This is a genomic window from Actinomadura meridiana (assembly GCF_039537545.1).
GTDB classification, from domain to species: domain Bacteria; phylum Actinomycetota; class Actinomycetes; order Streptosporangiales; family Streptosporangiaceae; genus Spirillospora; species Spirillospora meridiana.
The window spans coordinates 53,739-65,888 of sequence record NZ_BAABAS010000007.1 but is presented as its reverse complement, the minus strand read 5'-3'; the positions used below and the strand labels follow the sequence as shown (position 1 = coordinate 65,888).

Genomic DNA, 12,150 nt, shown 5'->3' with positions numbered 1-12,150 from the left:
CTCGTCGCGGGCGGGCGTGCCGGTGGAACCCGCGGGGGCCCACCGGCACGCGCCCCGTCAGCCGACGAGGACCTCGCGTAGCCTTTTGCCGAGTTCCAGCTGCTGTTTCGCCCCCGACTTGCCGTCGACGAGCGTGACTCCGGTCTTGTTGATGGGCAGGTTCTTGACCACCTCGGGCGACAGGTACTTCTGCATGTCGCGCCCGCCGGTGCCGCTGTAGATCTTCTCCGTGAACTTCGCCTGGAGTTCCCGGTGCTCCGCGTACCACTTGACGAACGCGAACGCGGCTTCCTTGTTCTTCGCGCCCTTCGGCACGCACCAGCCCTCGTCGAAGAGCAGGCCGCCGTCCCAGAAGAGCTTCAGCTGCGGGACCTCCTTCATCGCGGAGATGAGCACCGTGTTGGGGGCCTGCATGATGCCGACCTCACCGTCCACGACGGCCTGCTGCATCTGCGCGGGGCTGGTGGACCAGACCTGCACGTTCGGCTTGATGCGCTTGAGGGCGTTCATGGCGCGGTCCACGTCCACCGGGAAGTACTGCTGGGGCTGGACGCCGTCGCCCGCCAGCGCGAACAGGCTGGTGAAGATGGGGTTGTTCGCCGTGATGCCCCGCGTCCCGGGGAAGTTCTTCACGTCGAAGAACTCGCGCGGGTTCGTCGGACACTTCTTGATCAGCTTGGTGTTGCAGCCGATCAGGTTCACCGTGCCGCCGTGGTCCAGGTAGTAGGGCTCGGACGGCCCCGGCCTGATCGCGCCGTCGGCGACCAGCGGCGTGATCTGCTGGACGAGCGACGCCGGGAACTTCTCCAGGTTCCCGTCCAGGACGAGCTTCGAGGTGTCGCCGCCCGGCGCCTCCAGCAGGTCCCACTCGATGTTGTTCCCGGCGCGCTGCGCGGCGACCTTGGCGGCGAACCCGCCGCCGGGCGTCGCGACGGTCACCTTGATGCCGGTGTCCTTCTCGAACTGGTCGTAGAAGAACTCCTTGTTCGCGGCCGTGAACGAGCCGCCCCATCCGGCGACGACCAGGGACTTGGAACCGCCCCCCGAGCCGGAACCGGAGTCGGAGTCGGACCCGCAGGCGGCCGCGGTGGACGCGACGGCCAGGGCGAGCGCCCCGACCATCAGGGCCGCGAGCCGCGCAGGTCGCTGACGCCCGCCGCCGCTGGCGTGCGTTCTCTGGGAAGACATGTCATCCTCGCCCTTCTCGTGGATTGTGCGATGACCGTGCGACCCTCTGGTGTGCGGGCTCGTGCGATGGCGGCACTCTGAGATGCCAGTCGGTGTGGTGCTGGTAGGTGTCGGCGGCGCGCAGCACCGCGCTCTCCGCGAACGGCGGGCCCACCAGTTGGAACGACAGGGGGAGCCCCGCCTCGGTGAACCCGCAGGGCACGGCGGCCGCCGGGAGTCCGGCGGCGTTCCACAGGCCGTGGAAACCGGGCCGGAGCAGTGCCGCGGCCATGTCCGCCGACGCGATCGGCGCGGGAGGCATGAGCGCGACGGGGGTGAGCAGCAGGTCCACCCGGTCGAAGACCTCGGCGAGTTCCCAGCGGAACAGTGCCCGGACCCGCTGGGCCTGGACGTAGTCGGCGCCGGTGAAGAACGCCGCCCGCGCGAGGAGCTCGCGGGTCGTCCTGCCGTAGTCGTCCCACCGGTTCGTCAGGTTCGCGCGGTGGTAGGCGTACGCCTCGGAAAGGAACGTGATGTTGTTGGCGTCGTTCGCCTCCTGCGCGTGGGGCACGGTGACGTCGGTGACCGTCGCGCCCGCCTGTGCCAGCACGTCGGCGGCGCGCAGGACGCCGTCGCGCACCTCGGCGTCGAGCTGCGGCGCGTCCAGGAAGTACCGCGTCGGCACGCCGATCCGCAGCCCCTCGACGCCGCCCCGGCGCGTGTCGTCCGCGTAGTGGTCGGGCGCGACCGGCGAGGAGTACGGGTCGCTCGGATCGTGGCCCGCGATGGCGTCCAGGATCAGCGCGCAGTCGTAGGCGCTGCGGGCGATCGGGCCGACGGTGTCGGCGCTGAACGCCAGGGGGACGACGCCGCTCTTCGGCACCCGGCCGAAGGTGACCTTCAGCCCGGTGACGCCGTTCGCGGCGGCCGGTCCGCGCACCGACCCGCCCGTGTCGGTCCCGAGACCGCCGAGTGCGAGGCCCGCGCTGGTGGCGATGGCCGTCCCGGAACTGGACCCCATCGGCGTGTGGTCGGGGTTCCACGGGTTGCGCGGGAACGGGAAGCGCGCCGTGCGGTCGGGCAGGCCACAGGCGAACTCGTTCGTCGTGGACTTGCCGAGCAGGACGCTTCCCGCCGCGCGCAGCCGAGCCACGGCGGGCGCGTCCGTACCGCCGCCCCAGCCCGGATCGAGGACCTCGCTGTTGGCACGGGTCGGGGCGTCGTGGGTCGCGATGATGTCCTTGACGACCAGGGGGATGCCCTGGAGGGGTGACCTGTCGTGCCCGCGCGCGAAGTCCGCGTCGGCCTTGGCCGCGGCGGCGAGCGCGCCCTGCTCGCAGACGGTGACGTACGCGCCGAGGTCGCCGTCGAGCCGGGCGATCCGGTCGAGCACGGTCCGCGTCAGGGCGGCCGAGGTCACCGCACCGGCGCGCAGCGCGGCGGCGGCGTCCTCGATGGTCAGCGGCAGCGTCGACGGCCGGGACAGGGGCAGGGTCATCGTGGGACTCCCCCGCTGGACAACACCGTGGTCAGGGACATGGCGACGGGGTCGACCGGCGGGTCGTCGCGCAGGTCCAGCGCCGACAGCGCGTCGGCCTTCGCGCGCAGCACGGCGTGGTCGGCGGCGAGCCGGGCGATCTCGTCGGCGGACAGCGGCAGGCCCGTCGCGCGCAGCGCGCACTCGGCGGTGTTCACGAGACCCCGGCCCGCCATCGGCGCAGCGCTGGGACGAGCGGACGCCCGGCGGCGCCACGGCTGATCCACAGCCGGTGCAGGCGGCGCCGGTGGTCGGCGTCGTCGACGAACCCGGTGCGCGAGTGGATCACCGCGTGGTTGTTGACGAACTCCATGTCGCCGGGCCGGGGCTCGACGTGCACCGCCGTGCCGGGACGCCGCAGCAGCGACTCCAGGTACATCAGGCACGTCATCTCCTCGGCGCCGAGCCGGGGGACGTCCTCGAACCGCATCGCGCTCATGATCCGTTTGGGCGACAGCGAGCAGGTCAGCGCGTCGTCGACGTAGGAGAAGATCGGGCGCGGGCTCCAGCCCGGTTCGCCGGTCGGCTCCTGCCCGTCCCAGTCGGTGGCGTACTCGCGGTAGACGAGGTCGAGCCATTCCGGGTGCTCGCGCACCAGGGCGTTGTAGACCGTCGCCGCGCTGACCAGGACCCGCGCGCCGCCGCTCGTGGGCGTCGCCAGGCAGAGGTAGCTGACGATGTCGGTGGGGTCGGTGTGGAACGGCGCACCGGCCTTGCTGGCGTACGTCCCGCCGGGCTGGGCTGGGTGGTGGGCGTCCTCCAGGACGCTGACCAGGTCGCCGTCCCGGTTCTGCGGGACGATCTCGCCGAGCCGCCGCGCTATCGCCTGGTGGACGCGCGCCGCCCGCTCGGGCGTGTGGCGCGTTCCAAGCGGCAGGCCGCGCAGGACCGCATAGCCGACACCGTTCTCCAGCCGCTCGACCAGGTCTTCGACCACGCCCTCCAGGCCGGAGTCGGATGCCTCGTCGGCCGCGTCGTCGGCCGCCTTGTCCGCGGCCGCGTCGGCGGCGTCGAGTTCGGCGGCGGTGAGGTGCCGCACGTACGGCTCGCCGGACTGGAGGTCGGCGGCCGTCCACGCGCTCGGGCCGCTCACGGGCCGGGTCAGTATCTCCGTCGTCACGATGAACTCCTCCCGGGCCTCAGGCGGACCGCGCCCAGTCGAGGCGGGCGATGCCGCCGCGCCAGTAGTGGTATTCGGGGCACACGACCCGTCCGGTGTCGGGACGGCTGACCCACAGCCGCAGCAGGTGCCGCTGGTACCACGGGTCGTCGGGGTCGTCCTCGAAGCCGGTCCGGCTGTGCACCGTCACGAAGTTGTTGACGAACTGGATGTCGCCGACCTCCAGCGTCATGTCCAGCGAGATCCCGGGACGGGTCGGGATCTCGTCCAGGAACAGCAGGCACGCCACCTCCCGCGCGGTGAGCCTCGGCACGTCCGCGAACCGGGTCGCGCTGAGGATCCGGCCGGTGCGGTACGCCGCCGACAGCTGTCCCTCCACGGCGGAGTAGAGCCGCGAGTAGTACCAGCCGGGGCTGCCGGGCGGTTCCTCGCTGACCCAGTCGGTCGGGAACCGCTTGTAGAGGATGTCGAGCCATTCCGGGTGCTCGTCGAGCACGATGTTGTAGGCGGTCATCGCGCTGGCGACGAGGCTGATGCCGCCGCTGCGGGCCTGGTTCAGGCACATCAGGCCGACGATGTCGGTCTGGTCGGTGTGGAACGCGGCGGCCGAGGCCGTCGCGAACCCCCGCGCGTTGTGACCCTTCGCGCCGAGATTCTGGATGTGCCCGATCAGGTCGCCCCTGCGGTTCTGCGGCACCAGTTCGCCGAGGTGCAGGCCGATGGCCCAGTAGATCTTGGTGGCCTCCTCGACGCTGTACCGGTCGTGGATGGGCAGGCCGCGCAGCAGCACGAACCCGGTGCCGTGTTCGAGCTCGTCCAGGGTGTCCTGGATCTTCTCGGCGAAGGTCGGCAGCGGGAAGTCGCGCTTGGACAGCTCCTGCGCCGACCTGTCCCGGACGCCCCCCAATGCCCGGTCGAACTCCTCAAGGTCGTCTTCGGTGAACCTGCGCGCGTAGGAGTCCTCGCCGCCGATGTCGGTCGCCGTCCACACGCTTCGGCCGGTTATCGGTTCCGTCAGTTGCTCTGCCATTACGCGAACTCCAAGTGGAACGGTCGCCAAAGTCACGAGCCGACCCGCGTCGCCCCTGGGACGCGCTCGGTCTCGTCGCTTCGGATGGGTTTCGTAGAAGTGGCCGTCGCCTCGCGCACAGCCGGAACCGGTGGTGGCTTGTGGCTACACCACGGTTCCGTGCTTGTCGTGGAGACGGGCCAGGAGTTTCGCGATGGTGAGCAGCTGGATCTGCGAGGTGCCTTCGTAGATCCGGAAGATCCGGCAGTCTCGGTAGAGACGTTCGATCTCGCTCTCCTTCACGTAGCCGTAGCCGCCGTGGATCTGGAGTGCCTTGTCGACGGACTGGAAACAGTTCTCGCTCGCCACGTACTTGGCGATCGACCCTGCCCGCCGGACGTCCTCGGACCGGTCGCGCAGCGCCGCCGCGTGGTAGGCGTGCAGGCGCCCGGTCTGGACGAGTGTGTCGATCTCCGCGAGCATCATCTGGATCGCCTGGAGATCGCGGATGGGACGGCCGAACTGGACGCGCGTCGCCGCGTATCCGGTGGCGAGGTCCAGTGCCCGCATCGCGACCCCGTTGGCCAGGGCCGCCACGTCGATGCGGGCGCTGTTGAGGACTTCCAGGGCGATGCGTCCGCCGCCGCCGATTTCGCCGAGCACGGCGTCACGTCCGATCCGGACGTCGTCGAGGGAGATCTCGTAGGCGTGCTCGCCGCGGATGCCCAGCTTCTCGATGGGTGCGGAGAAGCCGAGTCCGTCCGCGTCGGTCGGGACGAGGAACGCGGTGATCCCCTTGATCCCGGCGTCGGGTTCGGTCATGGCGAACACGACGAGCGCGTCCGACTCGCGGGCGTTGCTGGTGAAGGTCTTGCCGCCGGTCAGGGTCCAGCCCTCCGAGCCGTTCCGGGGGGCGTGGGGGGTCGTCCCCCCACAAGAGAGGGGCCCGGCGGTGGCGCGGGTGCGGATGCGGCTGATGTCCGAACCGGCGTCGGGTTCGGTGAGCGCGAACGCGAGCCGGAACGACCCGGCGGCGAGGCCGGGCAGATACCGTTCGCGCTGCTCGGACGAGCCGAACACCCGCAGGGCCTCCATGCCGAGGTAGTGCCCGGCGAAGACCGACCCGAGCGAGGCGTCGGCGTAGGCGACCTCCTCCATGGCGAGGACCTGGGTCACCATGTCCAGACCCAGCCCGCCGTACTCCTCGGGGACCGTGATCCCCATCAGCCCCATGTCGGCCAGCCGGGCGACCAGCGCGGCCGGATACTCGGCCTCGGCGTCGCGCCTGGCCGCTCCCGGAAGCACTTCCTTGCGGCAGAAATCCCGCAGTGTGTCGCGGAAATCCCGCCTCTGCTCATCGAGCAGAACCGGTGCTCCGGTGCTGGACAGCTCGCCGCTCATCTGCAACCCTGTCATCTAGTAAAAATCGAAGGTCACTAGATGAAAGCACACGACCGAGGGCCTGGCAAGACTCGGTCGACCACGACCGACACAGCGACAGACACAGCGACAGACCCCGACAACAGGCACGACAACAGGCGACGACGACGGAGGACGAAGAGGGTGTCGACAGACAACGGTCCAGCACCGACGCGCACGGTGGAGCGGGCTCTCACGCTGCTGGTGGAGGTCGCCACGAACGACGGCCTCGGCCTGGTGGACCTCGCGCGACGGGTCAACCTGTCACCGGCGACCGCGTCCCGGCTGCTGCGCACGCTGGAGGCGACGGAGTTCGTCCGGCGCGACGACGACGGCGCGTACCACGGCGCGAGCAGGCTGATCCAGGTGGCGGTGACGTTCATGGGGAGCGTCCCGCTGTACCGGGTCGCCGAACCGCACCTGGCCGCGCTGCGCGACGAGGCCGGGGAGAGCGCCTATCTGGGCGTCGCCGGTCCGCAGGAGACGGTGCTGTACGCGCGGATGGCCGAGAGCGACAAGTCGATCCGGCACAGCGGCTGGCTCGGCCGGACCGTGCCGATGAAGGACACCGCGATCGGCACGGCGCTGCTCGACCGCTGCGGCGAGCAGGGCTACGTCACCGCGAGCCACGCGCTGGAGGACGGCGTGACCGCCATCGCGGCGCCCGTGCACCGGGCGGACGGCGGCGTCGCGGCCGCGATCAGCGTCGTCGGCCCGACGTTCCGGATCTCCGACGAGCAGGTCGAGGTGATCGGGAAGCTCGTCGTCGCCCGCGCCCAGACCATGTCGCGCGAACTCGGCACGCCCGACTCGACCGCCGACGTCTAGCCGTCCCGACCCCCGAGGGGAACCAGATGTCCGAGGACGCCGCGCCGCCCGTGGGCACGCGCACCCGAAGCGCCCGCCACACAATGATCAAACCCGAACTCCCGGAGTTGCTGCCGCTGCTGGAGCAGGTGCGCCCGCCCGGCGCAGCGGAACTGGTGGCGCTCCACTGGGACCGTGAGGGCCCACCGCCCGACGCGGGTTCCGTTCACTTGGAGGCCACGGTCACCAGGCGGGTGCCCGGCGGCGGGCGGGCGCACGCGACGATCCACCAGTCGGTGCACGTCGTGGACGACGACGACCGCGTCCGGTCGCGGACGTCGGTGGCCTGGCGGCTGCCGGTCGCGCTCACCCCGAGCGCGGCCGCGGAGTGGGAGGCCGCCGACTTCGCGTCGGTGCGCTGGGGCCAGCGGCTGCGCGACGGTCTGACCGACGACGCCCGCTTCGCCCGCGCCACGCGCGGCTTCGACGGGACGATCGCGTTCGAGGCCCGGGACCGCCAGGTCCATTTCCGCATCTATCGCGGCGCGGTGATCGACGTCGCCCGCAAGTCGTTGGACGGCGCGACGTTCACGGTGGAGGGCACCGACCTCGCATGGGTCGAGCTGCTCGCCGCCGACTCCAACGACTTCGTCCGCCGCACCAGCGACGGCAGGTTCCGCGTCCGGGGCAGCGGCTACCAGTACCTGCGCATGATCAAGGCAATCATGATCATGATCGACCATGCCCGTGAGCTGGCCCGCGACGGCGCGGGCAAGCTCGAAGGCGGGGAGGCCACCCGTGCATAGCGCCGACTACCTCGAACTCGACGGCGGTCTCGCGTTCGTCGAGACCTGGCCGGGACGACGCGAGACCGTCCTGTGCATCCACACGGCCGGGCAGAGCGGGGTGCAGTACCGGCGCGTGGCGTCCGGCCTGGCCGAGCTGGGCTTCGGCGTGGTCGTGCCCGACCTGCCGGGCCACGGCCGGTCCGAACCGGCGCGGGGCGGGCCGATCAGCGACCTGTCCTGGTACTCGAACTGGTGCATGCGGCTGATGTCCGAGCTGAACCTGGAGCGTCCCTATCTGCTGGGCTGCTCGATCGGTGGCAGCATCGCGTTGGACATCGCGACGCGGATCTCCGACGAACTGTCGGGCGTCATCGCGCTCGACCCCTCGGGGGTGCTGGGCAGCGACGGCAGCTCGCCACGGCCGCCCGTCCTGGAGGACTCCGGCTCGCCGAGCATGCGCGACCGCACCTACTTCGGGACGATCGAGGCGTGCGGACGGTCCGTCCCCGCCGAGCGGGCCGAACTGATCGCGCAGATGCACTGCCGCGAGGACTGGCACATCACCGTCAGCGACGTGCACGGCGCGCTCACCCACGACATCCGCGCTGCCCTGCCCGACATCACCTGCCCGGTGCGGATTCTGACCGGCGAGGACGACTACTTCGTGCCGCCGTCCCGCGTCCGGCGCATCGCGGACCTCGTCCCGCACGCCGCGTTCGAGCTGCTGCCGGGCATCGGCCACTACCCGATGGAGGAGATCCCGGACTTCGCGGCCCGCTTCGACGGCTGGGTGAAGGACTTCGCCGGAGTCGCGTCATGAGCGCCATGACGATCCGGCGCAAGGCGTTCATCGTCGGGGCCTACGAGCATCCGCGCCGCGAGATCCCCGACCTGTCGGTGGCGGAGATCCAGGCCGAGGTGGCGTTGGCGGCGCTCGCCGACGCCGGGCTGCGGCCGTCCGACGTCGACGCCTACTTCTGCGACTCCGACGCCCCTGGCGTCGGGGCCCTGTCGATGGCGGAGTACCTGGGGCTGCGCTGCCGGTACATCGACACGACGGAGACCGGCGGGGCGTCGTATCTGTCCCATGTGGGCCATGCGGCGGCGGCTATCGCGCTGGGCAAATGCCAGGTGGCGCTCTGCGTCATGGGCGGACGCCCGCGCAGCCTGCGCCAGGCGTCCGGGCCCGACCTGTCGGGTGCGCCGGAGACGCCCTACGAGACGCCGTGGGGGATCACGGACACCGTCCACAACTACGCGCTGGCGGCCATGCGGCACATGCACGAGTTCGGCACCACGTCCCGGCAGCTCGCCGAGGTGAAGGTGGCGGCGTCGCTGCACGCGCGGCACAACCCGAACGCCTTCCTGCGCACGCCGGTCACGGTGGACGACGTCGTGAACTCCCCCATGATCAGCGACCCGCTGCACCGGCTGGACTGCTGCGTCATGACGGACGGCGGCGGCGCGGTCGTCATCGCGTCCGCCGAGGTCGCCCGGCGGCTGTCCCGCCGGTCGGTCGCGGTGCTGGGGCACGGCGAGGCCGCCAAGGGCACCGGCAACGGCCGTCCCGACGTGACCTACACGGCGGCGGTGTGGTCGGGCCCGGCGGCCTTCGCCGAGGCGGGCGTGACTCCCGCCGACATCGACTACGCCTCCATCTACGACTCGTTCACCATCACCGCGTTGATGGCGCTGGAAGACCTCGGCTTCTGCGAGAAGGGGAAGGGCGGTTCGTTCGTCCAGGACGGCGCCCTTCTCGCCCCGCACGGCCGACTCCCCATGAACACCGACGGCGGTGGGCTGTGCAACAACCAGCCCGACAACCGGGGAGGGATGGCACGCATGATCGAGGCGGTTCGTCAGCTGCGCGGGGAGGCGGCCGCGCCCGTCCAGGTGCCCGACTGCCGCCTGGCGGTCGTGCACGGCTCGGGCGGCCGACTCGCCACCCGAAGCTCGGCGGCCACCCTGATCCTGGGCCGGGAGGACGCATGAGGGAAGAGCAACTGCTGCTGTCGCGCTGCGAGTCCTGCGCGACGGTGATCTGGTACCCGCGGCCGTTCTGCCCCCGCTGCGGTGGACGCGACGTCATGCGGTTCCCGGCGTCGGGTGAGGCGACCGTCTACACCTACACGGTCGTCCGCAAGGCACGCGGCGAGTACCGCGACCGGACGCCCTACGTCGTCGCCTACGTCGAGCTGGCGGAGGGCCCCCGCGTCCTCACCAACATCATCGACTGCGACCCCGCCGAGGTCCACATCGGCCAGCCCGTGACCCTGACCTTCGACACCCCCTCCGATGGGCCCGGCCTGTACCGCTTCCGCCCGAGCACCTGAGACGCGTCCGCTCAGGCGTGCGGGAGGGTCGGCGGCGGCGCCTCGGACGGACGTTTCAGGGCGGCCGGCTCGGGTGGACGGGCCCGCCGCACGCAGTCCAGGGCGGCGGGCAGGTCCAGGCGCTGGGCCAGGAGCAGGATGAGCCGGTCGCGGAACAGGTCGGGGTCGTCGCTGCCGGTGAGGCCCCTCGCGATCGCGAGATACACCTGGTCGAACTCGTCGGGACTCATCGGCTCGTCAGCTCCTCTGCGCGTCCGGCGAGCATGCCCGTGAGGACGGCGGCAAGTTCGGCACGGCCGGGACGGGCCCAGCGCGCGGCCACCACCCCGTCCGGCCTGATCAGGTAGACGGCGCCGCCGGTCGCGCCGTAGTCGGCGGCCACGGCCCCGCCGGGATCGTAGAAGCAGGAGTCGTCCTCGCACCCGTCGGCGGAGTGGACGACCAGCAGGCGCACCGGGCCGGGCGCCGTGTCGGCGATCTCCTGGGCCGCCGCCAGCGAGGACGCGGCGTCCGGGTGGTCGAACACCAGGAGCGTCAGCCCGCCGCCGAACAGGTCGGGCAGGTGGCGCACCTCGCCGTCCGCGCGTGTGAGGCGGCCCCGTCCGGCCCGCTCCCCTGGCGCGTATCCGCCGTCCATCGCGTCGTCGCCGGGGACGCAGACGATCGACGGCCCGTACCGCATCGGCCGGAACGGGCGGTGCCTGCCGAGCCCGGCCGTGAGCGCGTCGCCCTCGGCCGCCAGCGTGAGGGCGGCCCGCCGCAGCTCCTCCGACTCGGGCGAGGTCGGCGTCATGAACTCGGCGGCCCGGGTCACCAGATCGAGGTTCACCCGGACGGCCGCGACCCGCTCGTCGGAATAGGTGTCCAGCAGCTCCACACCGGCGAGCCCCTTGCTGACCAGGGCCAGCTTCCAGTGCAGGTTGTCGGCGTCGTCCACGCTGGAGTTGAGGCCGAACCCGCCGAAGATCGGCACCAGATGGGCGGCGTCACCGGCGAACAGGACGCGGCCGTGCCGGTACCGGTCCAGGGACAGCGCCCGCGCCTGGTAGGTGCTGATCCAGATCGGCCGGACCTCGTCGGCCTCGTGCCCGATCGCCTCCAGATGCGCGCGGACGAGGGCCGCCACGGCGCCGGGTTCGGTCGCCCGCTCCAGGTCCGAGCCGATGGGGAACTGGAAGTCCATGCGCCAGATGCCGTCCGGCGACATGTGGCGCAGCAGCAGCCCGCCGGGCAGGTAGTCCGGGTCGAACCACACGCGGCGGATCGGCGGCGGGTTCGGCTCCGGGCCGTCCACTTTCACATCGACGATCACGAAGGTCACGTCGTAGGCGAGGCCGTCCATCCGCAGGCCGCAGGCGCGTCGCACGGCGCTGCGGCCCCCGTCGGCGGCGACCACCCACGGCGTGCGGAGACGGTAGGGACCCTCGGGCGTCGAGACGGTGAGTTCGACCTCCTCGGGCCCCACCGCGACGTCGGTGACCGCGTGCTGCCACCGCACCTCCGCCGCACCGGACGCCTCGACCTCCTCCACCAACCCCGCCTCGATGTGCCACTGCGGAAGGTAGTTGTTCGGCGCGAACCGCGCGTCACCGGACACCTTGGGCGGCGACTGGGCGAGCACGAGCCGCTCACCGAAGAACGACTCGCTGCCGAGCGTCGGGATGGACCTGGCGGCCAGCAGGTCGCCGCGCCCCGGCGCCACCCGGTCGATCGTCTCGAACGTCCGGTCGCTGATCCCGCTGGCGCGGCTCGCCCGGCACACCGTGTCGCCGGACTCCAGGACGACGGTCCGCACCCCGAACCGGGCCAGCCCGGCGGCGACGGTCAGACCGGTCGGCCCCGCACCGACCACCACGACGTCGGGACGGGACGGGTCGGCCCCGTCCTCCCCGAGCGGCGGCCGAGGCGTCTCGTGCACGACCCAGGTGAAGTCGATGCCGTAGTCGGGCGCGGTCTGTTCCCCCATGGTT

The 12,150-nt window shown here is 71.6% G+C and carries 13 protein-coding genes; 5 read left to right on the top strand and 8 right to left on the bottom strand.

Annotated elements, in window-relative coordinates; translation table 11 throughout:
* Positions 1–57 precede the first annotated feature (57 nt).
* The 6 genes from ABD808_RS18225 to ABD808_RS18200 form a co-directional block, all read right to left on the bottom strand.
* Positions 58–1,188 carry an extracellular solute-binding protein gene (locus ABD808_RS18225; protein WP_344898136.1) on the bottom strand — a complete coding sequence of 377 codons (1,131 nt, stop codon included), beginning with the start codon at positions 1,186–1,188 and terminating at the stop codon, positions 58–60.
* A gap of 1 nt (position 1,189) precedes the next feature.
* On the bottom strand, positions 1,190–2,665 hold the full coding sequence (locus ABD808_RS18220; RefSeq protein ID WP_344898134.1) for an amidase: 1,476 nt from the start codon (positions 2,663–2,665) through the stop codon (positions 1,190–1,192).
* A complete protein-coding gene (locus ABD808_RS18215; protein ID WP_344898132.1) occupies positions 2,662–2,880 on the bottom strand; it encodes a hypothetical protein in 219 nt (72 codons plus the stop codon). The genes ABD808_RS18220 and ABD808_RS18215 overlap by 4 nt, the downstream gene beginning before the upstream one ends.
* Positions 2,859–3,824 carry a TauD/TfdA family dioxygenase gene (locus ABD808_RS18210; RefSeq protein ID WP_344898130.1) on the bottom strand — a complete coding sequence of 322 codons (966 nt, stop codon included), beginning with the start codon at positions 3,822–3,824 and terminating at the stop codon, positions 2,859–2,861. Before ABD808_RS18210 ends, ABD808_RS18215 begins: the two co-directional genes overlap by 22 nt.
* Before the next feature lie 19 nt (positions 3,825–3,843).
* Positions 3,844–4,854 carry a TauD/TfdA family dioxygenase gene (locus ABD808_RS18205; protein ID WP_344898128.1) on the bottom strand — a complete coding sequence of 337 codons (1,011 nt, stop codon included), beginning with the start codon at positions 4,852–4,854 and terminating at the stop codon, positions 3,844–3,846.
* A 144-nt stretch (positions 4,855–4,998) separates the two neighbouring features.
* Positions 4,999–6,249 (bottom strand): acyl-CoA dehydrogenase family protein, encoded by a 1,251-nt coding sequence (locus ABD808_RS18200; RefSeq protein ID WP_344898126.1) that lies wholly within the window; start codon positions 6,247–6,249, stop codon positions 4,999–5,001.
* A 147-nt stretch (positions 6,250–6,396) separates the two neighbouring features.
* Between ABD808_RS18200 and ABD808_RS18195 the strand changes: the two genes are divergently transcribed.
* Genes ABD808_RS18195 through ABD808_RS18175 form a run of 5 tightly spaced genes read left to right on the top strand, consistent with a single transcriptional unit; the run spans position 6,397 to position 10,180 of the window.
* On the top strand, positions 6,397–7,080 hold the full coding sequence (locus tag ABD808_RS18195) for an IclR family transcriptional regulator (protein ID WP_344898124.1): 684 nt from the start codon (positions 6,397–6,399) through the stop codon (positions 7,078–7,080).
* Positions 7,081–7,106: 26 nt separating this feature from the next.
* Positions 7,107–7,865: a hypothetical protein gene (locus ABD808_RS18190; protein WP_344898122.1), complete on the top strand. Its 759-nt coding sequence runs from the start codon at positions 7,107–7,109 to the stop codon at positions 7,863–7,865.
* Positions 7,858–8,667: an alpha/beta fold hydrolase gene (locus ABD808_RS18185; protein ID WP_344898120.1), complete on the top strand. Its 810-nt coding sequence runs from the start codon at positions 7,858–7,860 to the stop codon at positions 8,665–8,667. Before ABD808_RS18190 ends, ABD808_RS18185 begins: the two co-directional genes overlap by 8 nt.
* On the top strand, positions 8,664–9,839 hold the full coding sequence (locus ABD808_RS18180; protein ID WP_344898118.1) for a thiolase domain-containing protein: 1,176 nt from the start codon (positions 8,664–8,666) through the stop codon (positions 9,837–9,839). The genes ABD808_RS18185 and ABD808_RS18180 overlap by 4 nt, the downstream gene beginning before the upstream one ends.
* A complete protein-coding gene (locus ABD808_RS18175; RefSeq protein WP_344898116.1) occupies positions 9,836–10,180 on the top strand; it encodes a Zn-ribbon domain-containing OB-fold protein in 345 nt (114 codons plus the stop codon). The genes ABD808_RS18180 and ABD808_RS18175 overlap by 4 nt, the downstream gene beginning before the upstream one ends.
* A gap of 11 nt (positions 10,181–10,191) precedes the next feature.
* On the opposite strand, the gene ABD808_RS18170 is transcribed toward ABD808_RS18175, so the two are convergent.
* The gene (locus tag ABD808_RS18170) at positions 10,192–10,410 is read right to left on the bottom strand and encodes a hypothetical protein (protein WP_344898114.1); all 219 of its coding nucleotides are present in this window, start codon (positions 10,408–10,410) and stop codon (positions 10,192–10,194) included.
* Positions 10,407–12,146 (bottom strand): FAD-dependent monooxygenase, encoded by a 1,740-nt coding sequence (locus ABD808_RS18165; RefSeq protein ID WP_344898112.1) that lies wholly within the window; start codon positions 12,144–12,146, stop codon positions 10,407–10,409. Before ABD808_RS18165 ends, ABD808_RS18170 begins: the two co-directional genes overlap by 4 nt.
* Between the last annotated feature and the right edge of the window lie 4 nt (positions 12,147–12,150).

What these genes read in the sequence shown, in the direction of transcription:
- ABD808_RS18205 (WP_344898128.1), bottom strand. Translation starts at nt 4,854, where the DNA reads ATGGCAGAGCAACTGACGGAACCGATAACCGGCCGAAGCGTGTGGACG.
- ABD808_RS18200 (WP_344898126.1), bottom strand. Translation starts at nt 6,249, where the DNA reads ATGACAGGGTTGCAGATGAGCGGCGAGCTGTCCAGCACCGGAGCACCG.
- ABD808_RS18215 (WP_344898132.1), bottom strand. Translation starts at nt 2,880, where the DNA reads ATGGCGGGCCGGGGTCTCGTGAACACCGCCGAGTGCGCGCTGCGCGCG.
- ABD808_RS18180 (WP_344898118.1), top strand. Translation starts at nt 8,664, where the DNA reads ATGAGCGCCATGACGATCCGGCGCAAGGCGTTCATCGTCGGGGCCTAC.
- ABD808_RS18165 (WP_344898112.1), bottom strand. Translation starts at nt 12,146, where the DNA reads ATGGGGGAACAGACCGCGCCCGACTACGGCATCGACTTCACCTGGGTC.
- ABD808_RS18225 (WP_344898136.1), bottom strand. Translation starts at nt 1,188, where the DNA reads ATGTCTTCCCAGAGAACGCACGCCAGCGGCGGCGGGCGTCAGCGACCT.
- ABD808_RS18175 (WP_344898116.1), top strand. Translation starts at nt 9,836, where the DNA reads ATGAGGGAAGAGCAACTGCTGCTGTCGCGCTGCGAGTCCTGCGCGACG.
- ABD808_RS18190 (WP_344898122.1), top strand. Translation starts at nt 7,107, where the DNA reads ATGTCCGAGGACGCCGCGCCGCCCGTGGGCACGCGCACCCGAAGCGCC.
- ABD808_RS18170 (WP_344898114.1), bottom strand. Translation starts at nt 10,410, where the DNA reads ATGAGTCCCGACGAGTTCGACCAGGTGTATCTCGCGATCGCGAGGGGC.
- ABD808_RS18220 (WP_344898134.1), bottom strand. Translation starts at nt 2,665, where the DNA reads ATGACCCTGCCCCTGTCCCGGCCGTCGACGCTGCCGCTGACCATCGAG.